General features: G+C 54.2%; 13 protein-coding genes and 1 tRNA gene. 11 read left to right on the top strand and 3 right to left on the bottom strand.

Features of this window, described 5'->3' with window-relative positions:
• Nucleotides 1-178 precede the first annotated feature (178 nt).
• The 4 genes from yagE (at nt 179) to E0L20_RS11915 (ending at nt 6,301) form a co-directional block, all read left to right on the top strand.
• On the top strand, nt 179-1,087 hold the full coding sequence (yagE, locus tag E0L20_RS11930; RefSeq protein WP_131634126.1) for a 2-keto-3-deoxygluconate aldolase: 909 nt from the start codon (nt 179-181) through the stop codon (nt 1,085-1,087).
• Between the two features lie 14 nt (nt 1,088-1,101).
• On the top strand, nt 1,102-3,069 hold the full coding sequence (gene yagF, locus E0L20_RS11925) for a xylonate dehydratase YagF (protein ID WP_131634125.1): 1,968 nt from the start codon (nt 1,102-1,104) through the stop codon (nt 3,067-3,069).
• 227 nt (nt 3,070-3,296) lie between these two features.
• Entirely contained in the window at nt 3,297-4,679 is a 1,383-nt protein-coding gene (locus E0L20_RS11920) for an MFS transporter (RefSeq protein ID WP_131634124.1), read from the top strand.
• An 11-nt stretch (nt 4,680-4,690) separates the two neighbouring features.
• The gene (locus tag E0L20_RS11915) at nt 4,691-6,301 is read left to right on the top strand and encodes a glycoside hydrolase family 43 protein (protein WP_131634123.1); all 1,611 of its coding nucleotides are present in this window, start codon (nt 4,691-4,693) and stop codon (nt 6,299-6,301) included.
• Here the strand turns inward: E0L20_RS11915 and xynR are convergent.
• The 3 genes from xynR to argL all read right to left on the bottom strand — a co-directional run bounded on the left by xynR (nt 6,286) and on the right by argL (nt 8,297).
• Entirely contained in the window at nt 6,286-7,047 is a 762-nt protein-coding gene (gene xynR, locus E0L20_RS11910) for a DNA-binding transcriptional repressor XynR (RefSeq protein ID WP_131634122.1), read from the bottom strand. The two genes, E0L20_RS11915 and xynR, sit on opposite strands and share 16 nt — an antisense overlap.
• A 180-nt stretch (nt 7,048-7,227) precedes the next feature.
• On the bottom strand, nt 7,228-8,232 hold the full coding sequence (gene argF / locus E0L20_RS11905) for an ornithine carbamoyltransferase (protein ID WP_023299201.1): 1,005 nt from the start codon (nt 8,230-8,232) through the stop codon (nt 7,228-7,230).
• A complete protein-coding gene (argL, locus tag E0L20_RS24070) occupies nt 8,202-8,297 on the bottom strand; it encodes a putative translational regulatory protein ArgL (RefSeq protein WP_233606871.1) in 96 nt (31 codons plus the stop codon). Before argL ends, argF begins: the two co-directional genes overlap by 31 nt.
• A gap of 99 nt (nt 8,298-8,396) precedes the next feature.
• Here argL and rraB point away from each other — a divergent pair, with 99 nt between their 5' ends.
• The 7 genes from rraB (at nt 8,397) to E0L20_RS23875 (ending at nt 20,122) form a co-directional block, all read left to right on the top strand.
• Nucleotides 8,397-8,822: a ribonuclease E inhibitor RraB gene (gene rraB / locus E0L20_RS11900; RefSeq protein WP_119935749.1), complete on the top strand. Its 426-nt coding sequence runs from the start codon at nt 8,397-8,399 to the stop codon at nt 8,820-8,822.
• 46 nt (nt 8,823-8,868) lie between these two features.
• Nucleotides 8,869-9,627, top strand: coding sequence for a tRNA isopentenyl-2-thiomethyl-A-37 hydroxylase MiaE (gene miaE / locus E0L20_RS11895; RefSeq protein ID WP_131634121.1), 759 nt, complete (start codon nt 8,869-8,871; stop codon nt 9,625-9,627).
• 30 nt (nt 9,628-9,657) lie between these two features.
• Complete coding sequence (locus tag E0L20_RS11890) at nt 9,658-10,389, top strand: topoisomerase II (RefSeq protein ID WP_131634120.1); 732 nt, start codon at nt 9,658-9,660, stop codon at nt 10,387-10,389.
• 106 nt (nt 10,390-10,495) lie between these two features.
• Nucleotides 10,496-10,580, top strand: a tRNA-Leu gene (locus E0L20_RS11885).
• Nucleotides 10,581-10,778: 198 nt separating this feature from the next.
• The gene (locus tag E0L20_RS11875) at nt 10,779-12,044 is read left to right on the top strand and encodes a tyrosine-type recombinase/integrase (RefSeq protein ID WP_022650293.1); all 1,266 of its coding nucleotides are present in this window, start codon (nt 10,779-10,781) and stop codon (nt 12,042-12,044) included.
• 1,140 nt (nt 12,045-13,184) lie between these two features.
• Nucleotides 13,185-17,894: a hypothetical protein gene (locus tag E0L20_RS11870; RefSeq protein ID WP_116696540.1), complete on the top strand. Its 4,710-nt coding sequence runs from the start codon at nt 13,185-13,187 to the stop codon at nt 17,892-17,894.
• Entirely contained in the window at nt 17,891-20,122 is a 2,232-nt protein-coding gene (locus E0L20_RS23875; protein WP_165500710.1) for a hypothetical protein, read from the top strand. The genes E0L20_RS11870 and E0L20_RS23875 overlap by 4 nt, the downstream gene beginning before the upstream one ends.
• Nucleotides 20,123-20,250: the final 128 nt, after the last annotated feature.

The raw sequence follows: 20,250 nt of genomic DNA, 5'->3' as shown, positions 1-20,250 counted from the left end.
CCCCTCGCCCCCTTGGGGAGAGGGCCGGGGTGAGGGGCAATATGTGATCCAGCTTAAATTTCCCACACTCCTTCTTCCCTTCCCATTTACCTGCCCATTTTCTGCGTCATAGTATGATCGTTAAATTAATGAACGCTGTTCTATAATGTAGAACAAAATGATTCAGCAAGGAGATCTTATGCCGCAGTCCGCGTTGTTCACGGGAATCATTCCCCCTGTCTCCACCATCTTTACCGCCGACGGCCAGCTCGATAAGCAGGGCACCGCCGCGCTGATCGACGATCTCATCAAAGCAGGCGTTGACGGCCTGTTCTTCCTGGGCAGCGGCGGCGAGTTCTCCCAGCTAGGCGCCGAAGAGCGTAAAGCCATTGCCCAGTTTGCTATCGATCACGTCGATCGTCGCGTGCCTGTCCTGATCGGCACCGGCGGCACCAACGCCCGGGAAACTATTGAACTCAGCCAGCACGCGCAGCAGGCGGGCGCGGACGGCATCGTGGTGATTAACCCCTACTACTGGAAAGTGTCGGAAGCGAACCTGATCCGCTATTTCGAGCAGGTGGCCGACAGCGTCACGCTGCCGGTGATGCTCTATAACTTCCCGGCGCTGACCGGGCAGGATCTGACACCGACGCTGGTGAAAACCCTCGCCGACTCGCGCAGCAATATTATCGGCATCAAAGACACCATCGACTCCGTCGCCCACCTGCGCAGCATGATCCACACCGTCAAAGGCGCTCATCCGCACTTCACGGTGCTCTGCGGCTACGACGATCACCTCTTCAATACCCTGCTGCTCGGCGGCGACGGGGCGATCTCGGCGAGCGGCAACTTTGCCCCGCAGGTGTCGGTGAATCTTCTGAAAGCCTGGCGGGATAAAGACGTGGCGAAAGCGGCTGAGTATCATCAGACCTTACTGCAAATACCGCAGATGTATCAGCTGGATACGCCGTTTGTGAATGTCATTAAAGAGGCGATTGTGCTCTGCGGCCGCCCGATTTCCACGCACGTGCTGCCGCCCGCCTCTGCGCTGGACGAGCCGCGTAAGGCGCAGCTGAAAACCCTGCTGCAACAGCTCAAGCTCTGCTGAGCCGGACGATAACGATGACCATTGAGAAAATTTTCACCCCACAGGACGACGCGTTTTATGCGGTGATCACCCACGCGGCGGGGCCGCAGGGCGCGCTGCCGCTGACCCCGCAGATGCTGATGGAATCCCCCAGCGGCAACCTGTTCGGCATGACGCAGAACGCCGGGATGGGCTGGGATGCCAACAGGCTGACCGGGAAAGAGGTGCTGATTATCGGCACCCAGGGCGGCATCCGCGCCGGAGATGGACGCCCGGTCGCGCTGGGCTACCACACCGGCCACTGGGAGATCGGCATGCAGATGCAGGCGGCGGCGAAGGAGATCACCCGCAACGGCGGGATCCCGTTTGCGGCCTTCGTCAGCGATCCGTGCGACGGGCGCTCCCAGGGCACGCACGGCATGTTCGATTCCCTGCCGTACCGCAACGACGCGGCGATCGTGTTTCGCCGCCTGATCCGCTCCCTGCCGACGCGCCGGGCGGTGATCGGCGTGGCAACCTGCGATAAAGGGCTGCCCGCCACCATGATTGCGCTGGCCGCGATGCACAACCTGCCGACTATTCTGGTGCCGGGCGGGGCGACGTTGCCGCCAACGGTGGGGGAAGACGCGGGCAAGGTGCAGACCATCGGCGCGCGCTTTGCCAACCACGAACTCTCCCTGCAGGAGGCCGCCGAGTTGGGCTGTCGCGCTTGCGCGTCGCCGGGCGGCGGGTGTCAGTTCCTCGGCACGGCGGGCACCTCGCAGGTGGTCGCGGAGGCGCTGGGCCTGGCGCTGCCGCACTCTGCGCTTGCGCCGTCCGGGCAGGCGGTGTGGCTGGAGATTGCCCGCCAGTCGGCGCGGGCGGTGAGCGAGCTGGATAACCGTGGCATTACCACGCGTGATATCCTCACCGATAAAGCCATCGAAAACGCGATGGTGATCCACGCGGCGTTCGGCGGCTCCACCAATTTACTGCTGCACATTCCGGCCATCGCCCACGCGGCGGGCTGCACGATCCCGGACGTTGAGCACTGGACGCGCGTCAACCGCAGGGTGCCGCGCCTGGTCAGCGTGCTGCCCAACGGCCCGGACTATCACCCGACCGTGCGCGCGTTCCTCGCGGGCGGCGTGCCGGAGGTGATGCTCCACCTGCGCGATCTCGGCCTGCTGCATCTGGACGCCATGACCGTGACCGGCCAGACGGTGGGCGAGAACCTCGACTGGTGGCAGGCGTCCGAGCGCCGGGCGCGCTTCCGCCAGTGCCTGCGCGAGCAGGACAGCGTAGAGCCGGATGACGTGATCCTGCCGCCGGAGAAGGCAAAAGCGAAAGGGCTGACCTCGACGGTCTGCTTCCCGACGGGCAACATCGCGCCGGAAGGTTCGGTGATCAAGGCCACGGCGATCGACCCATCGGTGGTGGGCGAAGATGGCGTTTACCGCCACACCGGCCGGGTGCGGGTGTTTGTTTCCGAGGCGCAGGCGATTAAGGCCATCAAGCGGGAAGAGATTGCGCAGGGCGATATCATGGTGGTGATCGGCGGCGGGCCGTCCGGCACCGGCATGGAAGAGACCTACCAGCTCACCGCCGCGCTCAAGCATATCTCGTGGGGCAAGACGGTGTCGCTCATCACCGATGCGCGCTTTTCGGGCGTGTCGACGGGCGCCTGCTTCGGCCACGTGTCGCCGGAGGCGCTGGCGGGCGGGCCGATTGGCAAGCTGCGCGATAACGACATCATCGAGATTGCCGTTGACCGCCTGACACTCACGGGCAGCGTAAACTTCATCGGCACGCCGGATAACCCGCTGACGCCGGAAGAGGGCGCGCGCGAGCTGGCGCGGCGGCAGACGCATCCGGACCTGCACGCCCACGACTTTTTGCCGGACGATACCCGGCTGTGGGCAGCACTGCAGTCGGTAAGCGGCGGCACCTGGAAAGGCTGTATTTATGACACCGATAAAATCATTGAGGTAATTAACGCCGGTAAAAAAGCGCTCGGCATTTAATTATTTTCAGAGATAAAACCGTCTGCGGGAAATATTCCGCGGACGGCTTTCGCGTTTCTGTAATTTATCAATATAAACAATATGTTGTGATATATCGTGCCGTGTCACAAAAGCAAAATAACGTAATTCGGAAATAAGATATGACCATTGCTGGTTAATTGAGCAGCTCATTACACTCCATTAACACGATGTTGTAATTCAGCACACTACATAAGGGTGTAATTCTGATGACGCAATTAACCATGAAAGACAAAATTGGCTACGGGCTCGGTGACACCGCCTGCGGCTTCGTCTGGCAGGCCACGATGTTCCTGCTGGCCTATTTCTACACCGACGTCTTCGGCCTGTCGGCGGGGATTATGGGCACGCTGTTTTTGGTCTCCCGCGTGCTCGACGCCGTCACCGACCCGCTGATGGGGCTGCTGGTAGACCGCACCCGCACGCGGCACGGCCAGTTCCGCCCGTTCCTGCTGTGGGGCGCCATCCCGTTTGGCATCGTCTGCGTGCTGACCTTCTACACGCCGGACTTCTCCGCGCAGGGCAAAATCATCTACGCCTGCGTGACCTACATTCTCCTGACCCTGGTTTACACCTTCGTTAACGTGCCGTACTGCGCCATGCCGGGCGTCATTACCGCCGACCCGAAAGAGCGTCACGCCCTGCAGTCCTGGCGCTTCTTCCTGGCGGCGGCGGGCTCGCTCGCCATCAGCGGCATCGCGCTGCCGCTGGTAAGCATCATCGGCAAAGGGGACGAGCAGGTGGGCTACTTCGGCGCCATGTGCGTGCTCGGGCTGAGCGGCGTGGTGCTGCTTTACGTCTGCTTCTTCACCACCAAAGAGCGCTACGCCTTTGAGGTGCAGCCGGGCTCGTCGGTGGCGAAAGATCTTAAGCTGCTGCTGGGCAATAGCCAGTGGCGGATCATGTGCGCGTTCAAGATGATGGCGACCTGCTCCAACGTGGTGCGCGGCGGGGCGACGCTCTACTTCGTGAAATACGTGATGGATCACCCGGAGATGGCGACCCAGTTCTTACTCTACGGTAGCCTTGCTACCATGTTCGGTTCGCTCTGCTCCTCCCGCCTGCTGGGCCGCTTCGACCGCGTCACCGCCTTCAAGTGGATCATCGTCGCCTACTCGCTGATCAGCCTGCTGATTTTCATCACCCCGGCCGAGCACATCGCGCTCATTTTTGCCCTCAACATCCTGTTCCTGTTCGTCTTTAACACCACCACGCCGCTTCAGTGGCTGATGGCCTCTGACGTGGTGGATTACGAGGAGAGCCGCAGCGGTCGCCGCCTCGACGGGCTGGTGTTCTCCACCTACCTGTTCAGCCTGAAGATTGGCCTGGCGATTGGCGGGGCGGTGGTGGGCTGGATCCTCGCGTACGTGAACTACTCCGCCAGCAGCAGCGTGCAGCCGGTCGAGGTGCTGACCACCATCAAAATTCTGTTCTGCGTGGTGCCCGTGGTGCTCTATGCGGGCATGTTCATCATGCTGTCGTTTTATAAGCTCACCGACGCCCGCGTGGAGGCCATCAGCCAGCAGCTGATCAAGCACCGCGCGGCGCAGGGCGAGGCCGTTCCCGACGCCGCGACAGCCGCATCCCATTAACCGGAGGCAATATGGAAATCACTAACCCGATACTCACCGGCTTCAACCCGGACCCGTCCCTGTGCCGCCAGGGCGAGGACTACTACATCGCCACCTCGACCTTCGAGTGGTTCCCGGGCGTGCGCATCTACCACTCCCGCGACCTGAAAAACTGGTCGCTGGTCAGCACGCCGCTGGACCGCGTGTCGATGCTGGACATGAAGGGCAACCCGGACTCCGGCGGCATTTGGGCGCCGTGCCTGAGCTACGCCGACGGCAAATTCTGGCTGCTCTACACCGACGTGAAGATTGTCGACTCGCCGTGGAAAAACGGCCGTAACTACCTCGTCACCGCACCCTCCATCGAGGGGCCGTGGAGCGAGCCGATCCCGATGGGCAACGGCGGGTTTGACCCGTCCCTGTTTCACGACGACGATGGCCGCAAGTACTATATCTACCGCCCGTGGGGGCCGCGCCACCACAGTAACCCGCACAACACCATCGTGTTGCAGGCGTTTGACCCGCAGACCGGCACCCTCTCGCCCGAGCGCAAAACGCTATTTACCGGCACGCCGCTCTGCTACACCGAGGGGGCGCACCTGTATCGCCACGCGGGATGGTACTACCTGATGGTGGCCGAGGGCGGCACCAGCTACGAGCACGCGGTTGTGGTGCTGCGTTCCAAAAATATTGACGGGCCGTACGAGCTGCACCCGGACGTGACGATGATGACCAGCTGGCACCTGCCGGAGAACCCGCTGCAGAAGAGCGGACACGGCTCGCTGCTGCAGACCCACACCGGAGAGTGGTACATGGCCTACCTCACCAGCCGCCCGCTGCGCCTGCCCGGCGTGCCGCTGCTGGCCTCCGGCGGGCGCGGCTACTGCCCGCTGGGGCGCGAGACCGGCATCGCCCGCATTGAGTGGCGCGACGGCTGGCCGTACGTGGAAGGCGGCAAGCACGCGCAGCTGACCGTGAAAGGCCCGCAGGTGGCCGAGCAGCCCGCTGCCGTTCAGAGCAGCTGGCGGGACGATTTCGACGCCAGTTCGCTTGACCCGGAGCTGCAGACCCTGCGCATTCCGTTCGACGACACCCTCGGCTCGCTCACCGCGCGCCCGGGCTATTTACGGCTCTACGGCAACGACTCCCTCAACTCGACCTTTACCCAGTCGACCGTGGCGCGACGCTGGCAGCACTTCGCCTTCCGCTCAGAGACGCGGATGCAGTTTTCGCCGGTCCACTTCCAGCAGAGCGCGGGGCTGACCTGCTACTACAACAGCAAAAACTGGAGCTACTGCTTTGTGGACTACGAGGAGGGGCAGGGCAGAACCATCAAGGTTATTCAGCTCGACCACAACGTGCCGTCGTGGCCGCTGCACGAGCAGCCGATTCCGGTGCCGGAGAGCGCGGAGAGCATCTGGCTGCGGGTGGACGTGGATACGCTGGTCTACCGCTACAGCTACTCGTTCGACGGCGAGACGTGGCACGACGTGCCGGTAACCTATGAGGCGTGGAAGCTGTCGGATGACTACGTCGGCGGGCGCGGCTTCTTCACCGGCGCGTTTGTGGGGCTGCACTGCGAGGACATCAGCGGCGACGGCTGCCACGCGGACTTCGACTACTTCACCTACGAGCCGGCATAGCCCAGGGCGCGTGAGAGCGCGAGCCCGGCCTGCTGAAGCTGCTCGCGGAAATTAGCCAGCTCCGCATCGTCCACGCGGGAGGTCAAGGTCGAGAGGCTCAGGGCGGCGATGACGCGGGACTCGTGGTTCCACACCGGCACCGCAACGCAGCGCACGCCCTGCTCGTTCTCTTCGCTATCCAGGGCGTAACCCTGCTCGCGGGTCTGCGTCAGGGCGCTCATTAACGCTTCGCGAGACGCGAGGGTGGCGGGCGTAAAGGTGGTGTACTGATAGCCCTCCAGCAGGGCGTTCAGCTCGGCCTCGCCCAGCCAGGCAATCAGCACCTTGCCGATAGCGGTGGCGTGAACCGGCAGGCGGCGGCCGATGCGCGAATAGGCGATGGCGGCCAGCTTGCCTTCAATCTTCTCGATATAGACCCCTTCACGCCCGTCCAGGATCCCCAGATGGGTGGTTTGCCCGGTCCGCTGGGACAGCTCCGTCAGCCAGCCTTTTGCCTTTTGGCGAATATCGATGGAGCCCACGACAAAATGGCCGCGCTCGACCAGCTTCATGCCGAGGCGATACTTACCGTTTTCCGGGTTCTGATCGATATAGCCGTGAAGCTGCAGGGTTTTCAGCAGCGAGTGGAGGGTACTCTTGCTCAGCCCCATCAGTTTGCTGATGTCGGTGATCTTAAGCTCGGTGGCCTGCTCGTTGAACAGGTCGAGGATCTGCAAGGCACGTTCAACAGACTGAATAATCGGCATAATGCTGGCATGTCCACGCTGGAATTAAGGCGAAAACGTACCTTTTTCGGGGTGAAAAATCAATGAAATGGAGCCGGTTTGCTCGGCGGCGCTTCGCTTGCACGGGCCTACGGGTTAGGTGTTCTCCCTCTCCCTGTGGGAGAGGGCCGGGGTGAGGGCACCAGACCGCAGAGGATTAAATCACTCCCCAAGCGTCGCCACCATCACCGCCTTAATCGTATGCATCCGGTTTTCCGCCTGGTCGAACACGATGCTCGCCGCCGACTCAAACACCTCGTCCGTCACCTCCATCCCGCCGTGCAGGTCGAACTCCTTCGCCATCTGCTTGCCGAGCGTGGTCTGGTCGTCATGGAACGCCGGCAGACAGTGCAGGAACTTCACGTTTGGGTTGCCGGTCAGCGCCATCATCTGCGCGTTCACCTGATACCCGCGCAGCAGCGCAATCCGCTCCGCCCACTTCTCTTTGGCTTCGCCCATCGACACCCAGACGTCGGTATAGATAAAGTCCGCGCCCTTAACGCCCGCCGCCACGTCTTCCGTCAGCGTGATCTTCCCGCCGTGCTTCTCCGCCAGCGCGCTGCACTCCGCCACCAGGCTCTCTTCCGGCCAGCAGGCTTTCGGGGCCACCAGGCGCAGATCCAGCCCGGTCAGCGCCGCCGCTTCCAGCATCGAGTTGCCCATGTTGTTGCGCGCGTCACCCGCGTAGACCAGCGTCATCTCGTTAAACGCCTTGCCCGGCAGGTGCTCCTGCATGGTCAGCAGGTCCGCCAGCAGCTGGGTCGGATGGAACTCGTTGGTCAGCCCGTTCCACACCGGCACGCCCGCATACTGCGCCAGCGTCTCGACCACTTCCTGGCCGTGACCGCGATACTGAATGCCGTCGTACATCCGCCCGAGAACCCGTGCGGTGTCCTTAATTGACTCTTTATGCCCAATCTGGCTGCCGCTCGGCCCTAAATAGGTGACGCGTGCGCCCTGGTCAAATGCGGCAACTTCGAAAGAGCAACGTGTACGGGTCGAGTCTTTTTCGAAGATGAGCGCGATGTTTTTACCGGTAAGCTTCTGTACTTCCTTGCCATTTTTTTTATCGGCTTTGAGCTGTGCGGCAAGGGTCAGCAGAGAAGTGAACTGTGCAGGGGTAAAATCGAGCAGTTTCAGAAAGTGTTTCTTGTACAAATCGGACATTTTATCCTCGCATGGCTAATGCCACTTATTGAATTAAAATTCACTTTATATGTGTAATTATTCATTTGCAACCCCGTTTCACAATTCTTTCTTACAAAGGTGGAGGCAAACACGTCCGTGTGTGAAAATAGAAGTATCTGCCGCACTTTAAAGAGGAATGAGCCATGGCAAACCCGGAACACCTGGAAGAGCAACGCGAAGAGACGCGTCTGATTATTGAAGAACTGCTGGAAGACGGTAGCGATCCGGACGCGCTGTACACCATCGAGCACCATTTCTCTGCCGACGATTTCGACGCGCTGGAAAAAATGGCCGTGGAAGCCTTCAAGCTGGGTTACGAAGTGACCGAGCCGGAAGAGCTGGAAGTGGAAGAGGGCGACACCGTCATCTGCTGCGATATCCTGAGCGAAGGCGCGCTGAAGGCGGAACTTATTGACGCGCAGGTTGAACAGCTGATGAACCTGGCCGAGAAGTTTGAAGTGGAATACGACGGCTGGGGAACCTACTTCGAAGATCCGAACGGTGAAGACGGCGAAGAAGGCGACGACGAAGATTTCATCGACGAAGACGACGACGGCGTGCGTCACTAAGCGTTTCAGGCGGTGGCGCGCGCCACCGCTTTTTTAAGGCAGAACCATGGATTACCCGCAGATACTCGCCCCCGTACTCAACTTCCTCCAGTGCCCGACCCCGCAAGCATGGATTGATAAAGCCCGCGACCCGGCGAACCTGCCGCTGCTGCTCACCGACCACATGGTGTGCGAGCTCAAGGCCGCCCAGACCGCGTTATTACTCGTGCGCAAATACGTCGCCGACGAAAGCGGTGCCGACGCGCTGCTCGACTGGCTCAAACCCTACGAACAGTTCACCTTCCGCGACGGCCCGGAGCCGGACTTCATCGCCCTGCACAGGCAGATTGGCAAAAGCGTGATGCCCAAAACCGACGACCCGTGGGGCCAGGCGCTCATCGACAGCATGGTGCTGCTGATTAAAGAGGAGCTGCACCACTTCTGGCAGGTGCGCGAGGCGATGCTGGCCCGCGACATTCCGTACGTCAAAATCACCGCCAGCCGCTACGCTAAAGGGATGCTGAAGGCAGTGCGCACCCACGAACCGCTGACGCTGATCGACAAGCTCATCTGCGGCGCCTACATCGAAGCCCGCTCCTGCGAACGCTTCGCCGCGCTGGCCCCGTACCTCGACGACGACCTGCAGAAGTTTTATCTCTCGCTGCTGCGCTCGGAAGCTCGCCATTATCAGGACTACCTGACGCTGGCCCAGCAGGTGAGCGACGACGATATCTCACCGCGCATACAGCTTTTTGGCGAAATTGAAGCCACACTTATCTCGACACCGGACAACGAGTTTCGCTTCCACAGCGGCGTGCCGGTGTAAACCGGCATAACTCAAGGATAAGGATGCGAGATGAATAAAACGTGGACCCGTATTGTGATTGTCGTCATTGCGGCTGCCGCCGTGGCGTTCTGGGTGTACTTCGACAAGCAGCGCATGCAGCAAACCCCCGAACAGCAGCTTGATACCACCCTCAACGCGATGCCCGCCTGGCAGGTGATTAAAGAGCAGGAACCCGCGTTCCAGCAGCGCATCCGCGAACAGATCCTCACCATGCAGAAGATGGGCGAGTCTGAACAGCACATCATCGACGTCATCCAGCCGCAGATTTTGAGCCTGCAGATGTCGCGCCTGCAGCACGCCCCGGACGCCAACGTGGTGGATTATATGAAGGCCAACATGGAGCAGACAGCCGCCATCCAGAAGGTGAGCGACGACGCCTGCTTCCGCTTCCTCTACCCGGCGGTGAAGGGCGGCGTTAACCCGGTGCGGGTGCTGGATAAACAGATGATGGCGCGGCGCATGCAGGCCGACGCCGACATGATGCGCGCGGCGTATGGCAAAAACAGCCACAATGTGACTCCGGCCGAGCGTGAGGCCGCCGTGACGACCGTCCGCCCGATTATGAAGGCGCTGGCGGATAAATACGGCGAGGACATCCAGCTGCTGCAGATGCCGGAGAACGCGGTGGGCAAAGAGAAGCTCTCCTGCGATATGGTGCAGGACATGTGGGCGAAGGTGCTGAAGCTGCCGGAGCAGAAGGCGGCGGGGGTGATTCGTCTGGCGGTGTCTGAGCTGGAGTGACGAAGGGCGCTGGTTTTTTGGGCACTTAGCGCGGGTTTAGCGCGTCGTCGCTTGCATGGCGGCGCGCGACAGGTATAATCCACAACGTTTCCGCATCCCCTTCAGTGCCGAAGTGGCGAAATCGGTAGACGCAGTTGATTCAAAATCAACCGTAGAAATACGTGCCGGTTCGAGTCCGGCCTTCGGCACCATCGGAACATCAATAGACGTCAACGGACGTCTTTTTTTGTGCCTGAAATCCAGTATCCGCAAGGCTTTCCTCGCTTTTTCACTCAACCTAAGTCAACCTGATTCAATCTACATCAACTTACTGATGCGGGTACAACTGCGGGTATATCCCGGTTCGATAATGTTTGTACCCACACAGAACCCTTGAAAGGATACTCATCATGGCTCTGAGTGATGTGAAGGTTCGTTCGGCTAAGCCTGAAGCTAAAGCCTATAAACTTACTGACGGTGAAGGCATGGTGTTGCTGGTTCACCCTAACGGCTCAAAATACTGGCGGCTACGTTATCGCTTTGGTGGTAAAGAGAAGATGCTGGCGTTGGGAAAATACCCTGAAGTGTCATTGGCGGATGCCCGGGCACGCCGGGATGAGGCTCGTAAGCTATTAGCTAATGGTGTCGATCCCAGTGAGAACAAGAAAGCCGTTAAGGTAGAGCAGGAGCAAGAGGCGATAACGTTTGAAGTGGTTGCCAGAGAGTGGCACACCAGCAATCAAAAGTGGTCGGCATCGCATAGTGCTCGTGTATTGAAAAGCCTCGAAGACAATTTATTTGCTTCAGTTGGGAAGCGAAATATCAAAGATATTGGTACTCGTGACTTACTGGTTCCAATTAAAGCAGTGGAAAAGTCAGGACGCCTTGAAGTGGCTGCGCGTCTTCAACAGCGAACAACCGCAATAATGCGCTTTGCAGTACAGAACGGCTTAATTGATTACAATCCTGCACAAGAGATCGCTGGTGCGATCGCAACAGCTAAACGAAAGCATCGCGCTGCGCTAGATCTCAACCGAATTCCTGAGTTACTCCATCGTATTGATAACTACACCGGCAGACCATTAACGCGGTTAGCTGTGGATTTGACGTTACTGGTTTTCATCCGTTCGAGCGAGTTACGTTTTGCTCGCTGGACAGAAGTGGATTTTGAAACGGCTATGTGGACGATTCCGGGCGAGCGTGAGCCACTTGAAGGAGTTAAGCATTCTCAACGTGGTTCGAAGATGCGTACTCCACATCTTGTTCCTTTGTCGCGACAAGCTCTCGCTATCTTGCAAAAGATCAAAAGCATGAATGGGAACCGAGAGCTGATTTTCGTGGGCGATCACGATCCACGTAAGCCGATGAGTGAGAATACGGTTAACAAGGCTCTGCGAGTGATGGGCTATGACACGAAAACGGAAGTGTGTGGTCATGGATTCAGGACTATGGCGTGTAGTTCGTTAATTGAGTCTGGATTATGGTCGAGGGATGCTGTGGAGCGGCAGATGAGCCATCAGGAGCGTAGCTCTGTGCGTGCGGCTTATATCCATAAGGCGGAACATCTTGGTGAGCGAAGGTTAATGCTGCAGTGGTGGGCTGATTATCTGGATGCGAATCGCAATGAGGTCACATCACCTTATCTCTATGCAAAGATTAATGAACCCTTATCTTGATTGAATATAAACAGCCATTCAGTTATTTATCAATGAAATGGCTGTTTATACCCGTGTTGTGCGCTGTATCGTCAACAGCATTACGACTGCCAGGCAACCTTTCTCCTTAAAGGCGGAATTCAACATATTTTTATAATACTCTTTTTTGATGACTTCGCTGCGCCGGAGGCCATGTGTAACGTGGTTTAGAGTAAGTAATGTTGATGATCTACCCCGAGATAGATTCTTCTAGCCATTAATTTAAATTTATAACTGTTGGCTAACAACGCTGAACGGTTCTCTGCCAACGGCGGAGATAATCGGCTAGGTGTTGAAGGTATCATATTCTTCCAGCAACCAAGTGGATTTGCCGACATTGCTGCTCGTGCTTGTTAAGCCCATCAAAAAATTAATCGCTTGAACGCGGCTATTGGATTGGATTTTATACTGTCTATTTATCATTCAACTGAAACACATAAGCCATGTTAACTATATGGTTTTTATGCTTGTTCTTCAGCGCAGTCACGGTATGATTTAACAATTCGCCCTTCAGTTTATGCTATATGACTTTGCTATAAGTAAGCAATTTGGGGAAGCATGATTAGCTATTAATATCTTGAAATAGCTAATCAAAAGTCAACTTACTCCGGTGATATAAGACTGATATGTAACCAATATTTTATTTGTTGTGGTCGCTTCGGAAGGTAGTCGAAATCGTTAGTAAAAAAACATCAATGTTGAGGCGAAAAATAGTTGGCAGCTACTTTGATCAGGCGATGAAGAGATGTGCGTTCATGTTGTTGTTCGTCAGGGACGGTTCACCATTTATCGGAAAGGTGACTGCCCTATCACAGTGTGTGCTCAAATAGTAAACACGTTGTAGATATGGCCTATCCTGCACGGTTTTAAGACCGTGTCATTTGCTGCCGTAGTTGAAGTTGAAAAACACGCTCGGGAAAGTTAAGCAGACTCTAAGCAATGCACTACAGGAAGGTTTGTCCCCCTGAGTCCCGTCTTGCCAAGAGCATCTCTGAAAAGTGCCTCGAAAATATGATGAATATTTATCGAAGACGTTTTTGGCGTGGGAGTATGGATTACGGGTTTTGACGTTGAGCGTTTGGCTGAGTGGTTGCAGGTGCATTTATATTAAGGGGAAGAAGAATGAGAAAAAGCTGGACTATAGAGGAAGATTGTAAGCTGCTAACCTTGGTGCGTCAGCACTTTTCCGCGCTGGTCAGCCATAACCGGCTGAATGCCACAATGCCATTTAGCCAGCAGCTCCACGATGCATTTGACTTACCTGATCGCGATGCCGCAGCATTGTTGTATCGACTCGAACAGGCAAAAATCCTGGGATTTGCCAGCCGTCCTGGAGGCGATCCCACTAAACAGCAGTTTCGCTGTCTGATAAACAATGATTTGGCGCTATACGATTACAGCCTCACCTTCCCCACTCTCAGAAAAGCATTGCATCCTGATACTGTTGCAGCAGTGCTAAACCACTTCACGATTAGCAATCCACACGAAACTCTATCCAATACTATCAATGAAATTGCAAGAGCCTTGCATCTTGCCCCCATGCAAGTGGAAAAGACTCTGCTCGAAAGCGGCCAAATAACCATCAATAGTTACCGTAAATGTGAGCGTGTTGGAGAGAAAACTATCAATAATAATCTGCAAGATCTCATCTCCAGACAAATTCCTGACATAACGCTGGTTAAAGAGATTAACGCCTGTCGCGCCCAAGTCTCTCAACTTTACCACGTGCATGAACGTGATGGCGCTGAGGTTATTTTCAGTTCCGATGGCACGGGTTTCGGCAAAAGCTATGGCGTGATTCAAGGGTATGTTGAATATCTGGAACGTTTCGCCAAAACCCAGCAGCCAAATTACCTGTTTCCCGAAGGCGGCTTTACCAACCTGTTGTTCATGTCGCCGCAAAAATCACAAATCGACCTGGACAGTAGCCAGAAAGAGAAAATTCTGGCCTCTGGTGGCGAGTTCATTTGCGTTCTCTCCCGTAATGATATTGCCGACCTCGACTTTATGGACTGGGCCACGGGCCTGAAAAATCGCGACCGCTATATTCAGTGGTACGAAGGGGCGAAAGGTAGCAAATATATTGGCAGCGCAATGCGTTCGCTCAATTACCATGTCTCACAAATTGATCGCTGTGAAGAGCAGTTAAAAAAGCTGACAACATACGGTTCTCAGGATACCAACTACGAAAGAGAAATTCTTGAAGAGCAGCTAAAAAACTGTCGTCATAGTATCCGCAATACGATTGAGTCAGCCTGTAAATTACTATTTGGACCAGATAGTGAAAAAGCTTCCATTAAAGAGTACATTCGTCGCGGGCTCCAGGCGCGCCAAGAGCGAATGCAACACGCGGAGACAGCACGAAAACCAAGCAAGTCTGAACTAAGCGTACACGAAGTCTACTTCGAGCTTATCAAACAGGTATTGCCTTTCGAAGTTTGCCAGTACCGCCCGTCGGTGCTATTAATGACTACAAATAAGTTCGACACATCAACTTACCGACTGGCGCCTCGTCAGCGAGGTGAAGGCGTGCATTTTGAGTCCGTAGGTTTCGACTTGCTGATTGGTGGCAAGCTGGCTCCCAAAGATCCACAGATCAGCACCGTTGCGGCAGCTGGCCATACCGGGCAGGTTGCTTATCTTCGTGATGAACACTTCAGACGTAATCCAGACTGCCCTTTTCGCCAGAAAAATATTCGCTTTACGGTAATCATTGATGAACTACATGAAGCCTACACCCGTCTTGAAGAAACATGCCATGTAAAGCTAATCACACAGGAAAATAATCTGGCGCATGTTATCTCTGTCGCGGGACGTATTCACAATGCGGTACTCAGCCTGGAGCGCCGGAAAAAGCCCAAAGAAGCGCAAACGACCTTTGAGCAAGAGATGGTCAAATTCATCACCATCCTTCGAGACCTACTGGCGAAAAAGTGCGAATTATCACCCGGTACGACGCTGGGCTCGATCCTGGAGATGTTTCGCGACCAGTTAGGAGCATTCGAAGTTAACGGCGACGCCGCCGAACGCATCATTTCCATTACCCGGAATGTGTTCAGTTTTAACCCCAAAATGTACGTTAATGAAGAGGGGCTGAAACGCATTCGTATGCGCAACAGCGAAGGCGACATAACGCGCACCGAGCTATATTACGAAGTCGAAAATGATGCCAGCGACACCAATCCCACCCTGCACGATCTGTTCCAATTGGTCTCCGTCATCCTCGCCGCCTGTTCTGATATCACCAACCGACACTTTAAGCGCTGGGTAAAAAATGGTGGCCAGGATAACTCCAGCAGCCAGAATACACCTTTGGGCCAATTTGTTGACGCAGCCAATAATGTAGCTGGAGTGGTGCGACATATCTTCGATCGCACCACCGATAAAAACTTGTTGATTGATCATTTCTACGCTTATCTGCAACCCAAAACCGTATTCACGATGACGCCGATAGTTGAACTCAATTACGTGAACAGTGGAGCCGAGCGTACAATTATTCTGGCGTTTGAGATGGATCTGGTACAAGAGTTGCCTGAAGCCATGCTGCTACGTTTATTAACGGGCACGCACAATAAAGTGATTGGACTTAGCGCCACCAGTGGTTTTAGCCACACCAAAAACGGTAACTTCAATCGTCACTTCCTGGAGCGCTATAGCCGTGACCTTGGCTATCGAGTCATTGAACGTAAAAAAACAGATATCGATACGCTTAGAGCACTACGCGCGTTGAGAGCCAGTATCCGCAACGTCGACTTCAGGGTGTTCGATGATAAGCAGTTAAAATTGACCGATATCTACCAAAATTGTGAGATCTATCGCAGGACGTATGACAACTTTTTCGACGCGCTGAAGAAACCGCTGGAGTACGACCTGAAAAATACCTATAAACGGCGTCAGTACCAGCGGGAACTTGAAGCGTTATTGCTTGCCGCCTACGAGGGTAAAAACAGCCTGATTTTGTCCCTTTCAGGGACATTTAAGCGGGCCTTTATCAGCGCCTGGCGCACTCATCAATCAGCCTGGCGTCAGCAGTACGGTATGCACTCCCGGTGCGATGAAAAAACGGATAACGATAAGAAACATGACCAGATCCTGACCTTTACCCCATTCAAAGGGCGTCACACAGTCCATTTGGTCTTTTTCGATTCACCACTGGCTAATGTCGAAGATATTAGGCAAGAAACCTATCTCAAGAACAGCAATACCGTACTGGTATTTATGAGCAGCTACAAAAGTGCAGGCACCGGCCTCAACTACTTTGTGAAATACCATGACGGCGATATTAATGATATCAATGCACCACGTCTGGATGTCGATTTTGAGCGCTTAGTGCTCATCAACTCCTCGTTTTACAGCGAAGTAAAGGACAACAGCGGCAACCTTAATACATTACCTAACTACGTTACCGTGCTTAAACACTACGCTGATGACGATATTACCGTCCACAAGCTGGCCGATTTCAACGTTAATTTCGCCCACGGCGAAAACTATCGCCTGTTAATGGCCGAACATGATATGAGCTTATTCAAAGTCGTCGTGCAGGCCGTAGGGCGAGTCGAGCGTCGCGACACTCTATTGAAAACAGAAATCTTTTTACCCCGCGATGTGTTCCGTAATGTTGCATTCCAGTTCGCCGCTCTCAGTGAAGATAGCGGTAACGAGGTAGTATCAGAAAGCATGTCCTTGCTTAACCACCGCCTAATGGAGGAGTGCGAAAAGCTGAGTCAGAACCAGTCATTTAGTGATGCAGAACAGCGGTATGCGTTTGAACAGGCTATCGTAGAAAATGGTCGCCGCATCGATGCTGTTCATAAGCGAGTCCTGAAAACCGACTGGATAAATCAGGTACGCGCCGGCAACCTTGAATATCTCGAATTATGTAATTTATTCCGCGATTCTGACTCCTTTACCGATCCCATGCGTTGGCTGGAAAAACTTCAGGCTAATTCCTTGTATGCCGCCAATCGGCAAATGCAATCAATCCACCACGCCCTGTTTATCGACCGCCATCAGGGCAACCAAACTATTTTACTTTGCCACAAACGCGGCCCGGATGGACTTGTCCACAGAGATTATTCCGCCCTGTCGGATTTCGCTGGCGGCGCAAGAGAGTACCGGCCTGAGCTCACCCTCTTTCCGCAGTATAGAAACGATGTCGATTTTACCCCCGGCAACCTGGTCGGCGAGTTGATTCGTGAATGTGACAACATCCAGGAAACGGCATTCAAAAAATGGGTACCCAACCCCAGGCTAGTTCCGTTGCTCAAAGGCAATGTCGGTGAATATCTCTTCGATAAAGTGCTAAAAAGCTATGGCGTTACCCCACTTTCTGATCAACAGGTGTTTGAACGCCTTGAACCGCTAGTATATGAGTTTTTTGACCGCTTTATTGAAGTGGGTAACGACCTGCTCTGCATCGACGTTAAACGCTGGGCGACGCAGTTGGATGATTTAACGCGGGCAGAAGAAACGCTTGAGAAAAGCAACAACAAGATTCGCCAGATCCGTAATATCACCAGCCAAAAGGCGGATACAGAGGGGCAGAAACAGCTTCAGGCTGTGCTGTCAGGCCGTTACGAACGCATTCGATTTGTCTATCTGAACGTCGCCTACAGCCAGAACCCCAATAATCTGATGTGGCAAGATAACGTGGATCACACGATCCACTACCTTAACCTGTTGCAAACCGACTATCAGTACTATCAGCCCAAAAATCGAGAGAGCGGACGAGCTCAGGAAAACTCGAAACTGAGCATGACATTGGACATTAACCCAATGTTACTAACCCTGCTGGGTGTAGAAAAGTTGCCGACTAAAGGAAAAGTCTCATGATCCCTAATTTGAATGAACTGACGGATACTCCGATTGCCCGAACCAATTTGATCAAGCTTGAAGAAGATCAGCTGACGACCATCCAGCGTCTATTGGCCCCTGTATCTAATATCTATACGATAGACTTCATGGTTCAGCGCTTTACTAAAGAGCGAAAAGAAAAATCCGCTGATTACTATGCGCGAATTCATCAGGAGGTAAAATCTTGCGTGCGTCAGAAGCTTGGGCTGGAGGCCGGGCAGGAGGTAAAATATGAACTGCATTGCTTACCAAATTACCATCACGTCTTTTTTTTCCTGGCGCCTGCAACTAACCCGAACAGTCAGGCTCATAGGACGTTGGCAGAACGTATTGAAAAGCTTTGTCAGCAACTCACCGCTGAAAATCATGACCTATCTCGCCTGATTCAGGGATTATTTAGCCTGCATTTGAAAATGGTAATGCTGGAAAAAGCCAGTGAGCGCTTTTCGGTATCGCCGACTTACTTCAACTCAACGCTTTACCTTAACGCTCGTCTGAGTCAGCCCGTCACACAAAAAAAAGGCACCGGGGTGATGGAAGCCTTTGAGCTCGACATTTATGCCTCAGAATATAATGAACTCGCTTTTACCCTGCACAAACGAAAATTCTTGGTCGAACCGGCGGATGAGATGCACCTATCCCTGGACGATACCAGCGTGTGGTTTAGCATCGATAATCGTCGGCTTAAAGCTCGGCGCAAACTTGATGCCCGTGATAGCAAACTGGATTTTTTTCGTGAGCGCAGCGGTTATGGCGAATGCCAGGCCTATACCTATAACGTAGTCATGAATGCTGCCTGCGAGCGGCTCAGTGAACTAGAGATCCCCCATCAACCTATCCCATTTCAGGCTACACACGAGGTCAATCAGTTTGCTACCGACCTTGATCAACAGCTGGCTAATACGCTGTTGGTGGTTAATAACGGCGTCGAATTCAGCGCCACGCAAGAAGCTTATTTCTTTGACGCATTAGCCAACCAGTTCCCCGGGTATAAACTCTGGCCGCTGGCATCGCTTAAACATTCTCAGCAAACCAGATTTGCTGGGCTGCCTGCCAATACATCTATTCTTGTACTCAATGCGGTAGATGAAGAACGAAGCAACAGCATCCGGCAGCAAGAGAATGAATCTGTTGAGTACAATGATTTCTATGCAGCTTTTGCCGACGTCCGAAAACAACCTGAACTCAACTGGGATATTTATACCCAGCTTAAGTTAGATCGTTTGCAAGGGTGGCTAAATCAACAACCACTGCCTGTGGTTTTACAAGGAATGAACATTGATCGTAAGTTGCTGGATGCGATTGATTTTATTAATGAACAATTGATAAGCAACCCTGCTCAATACGAAATCGAACTTACGAAACCACACAGTCGTCTCAAGTCAGCAGTTACCTTATTGAAAAGTAAGGTACGCCGAACGAAAACTGAACTATGGTTCAAAGAGAGCTTACTCAATCAACATCACATTCCACTGCCAGACTTGGCGAACGGGCACTATACCGCCTATGCGGTACGCAAAACGAAAAGTAATATCCACCTGCTTGGGTATGTTGAACTAAAAATAGAGCACGGCCAACTTAGGGTGGTTGATACCGGGATCGTCGAAGGTGAATTCGAGTATCTATCTGTTGATCATCCAGCTCTGGGACGACTAAAGAAATTATTCGATAAAAGCTTCTATCTCTACGACCATACAGCAGATGTGCTACTTACCACCTACAACAGCTCCCGCGTGCCGCGCCTGATTGGCCCGGCGCAATTTAATATCGTCGATTCATACGCTTATCAGGAACAAGAAAAAGCGCTGGCGGAGCGTCAAGGTGATAAATTTAACGGGTATACTATCACCCGCTCAGCAAAATTGGAGCAAAACGTACTGCCCTATCTGATATCACCGGGCCGCTCGAAATACGACTCGTTGACTAAAACTCAAAAGATGAAGCATCACCATATTTACCTGCAACCGCATGAGAATGGAGTGTTTGTTCTGGTAAGCGATGCTCAGCCTACAAATCCTACTATTGCACGGCCTAACCTGGTAGAAAATCTGCTGATATGGGATGCCCAAGGTAAGGCCGTAGATGTATTTAATCACCCGTTAACTGGTGCTTACCTCAATAGCTTCACCCTGGATATGCTAAGGAGCGGCGAAAGTAGTAAGAGTTCGATTTTTGCCAAGCTTTCACGATTGATGGTTGAGAACTAACACGGTCTATAACCTTCGTCCCTTAATCACGAATTCTCCCCCACCGACTCAGTGTGGGGGAGTTGACCCAGCTCACTTTTTAACTATCGCTGTTTGAAATTTATGCGTTATTTCTGCGTATTACATTC

The organism is Enterobacter wuhouensis (assembly GCF_004331265.1).
GTDB classification, from domain to species: Bacteria; Pseudomonadota; Gammaproteobacteria; order Enterobacterales; family Enterobacteriaceae; genus Enterobacter; species Enterobacter wuhouensis.
Note: the sequence above shows the minus strand (reverse complement) of the source record. Positions and strands in the feature narration are given on the sequence as shown.

Bases quoted from the DNA above. Each gene is read 5' to 3' on its own strand.
- yagE (WP_131634126.1), top strand. From the start codon at position 179: ATGCCGCAGTCCGCGTTGTTCACGGGAATCATTCCCCCTGTCTCCACC.
- yagF (WP_131634125.1), top strand. From the start codon at position 1,102: ATGACCATTGAGAAAATTTTCACCCCACAGGACGACGCGTTTTATGCG.
- E0L20_RS11920 (WP_131634124.1), top strand. From the start codon at position 3,297: ATGACGCAATTAACCATGAAAGACAAAATTGGCTACGGGCTCGGTGAC.
- E0L20_RS11915 (WP_131634123.1), top strand. From the start codon at position 4,691: ATGGAAATCACTAACCCGATACTCACCGGCTTCAACCCGGACCCGTCC.
- xynR (WP_131634122.1), bottom strand. From the start codon at position 7,047: ATGCCGATTATTCAGTCTGTTGAACGTGCCTTGCAGATCCTCGACCTG.
- argF (WP_023299201.1), bottom strand. From the start codon at position 8,232: ATGTCCGATTTGTACAAGAAACACTTTCTGAAACTGCTCGATTTTACC.
- argL (WP_233606871.1), bottom strand. From the start codon at position 8,297: ATGAATAATTACACATATAAAGTGAATTTTAATTCAATAAGTGGCATT.
- rraB (WP_119935749.1), top strand. From the start codon at position 8,397: ATGGCAAACCCGGAACACCTGGAAGAGCAACGCGAAGAGACGCGTCTG.
- miaE (WP_131634121.1), top strand. From the start codon at position 8,869: ATGGATTACCCGCAGATACTCGCCCCCGTACTCAACTTCCTCCAGTGC.
- E0L20_RS11890 (WP_131634120.1), top strand. From the start codon at position 9,658: ATGAATAAAACGTGGACCCGTATTGTGATTGTCGTCATTGCGGCTGCC.
- E0L20_RS11875 (WP_022650293.1), top strand. From the start codon at position 10,779: ATGGCTCTGAGTGATGTGAAGGTTCGTTCGGCTAAGCCTGAAGCTAAA.
- E0L20_RS11870 (WP_116696540.1), top strand. From the start codon at position 13,185: ATGAGAAAAAGCTGGACTATAGAGGAAGATTGTAAGCTGCTAACCTTG.
- E0L20_RS23875 (WP_165500710.1), top strand. From the start codon at position 17,891: ATGATCCCTAATTTGAATGAACTGACGGATACTCCGATTGCCCGAACC.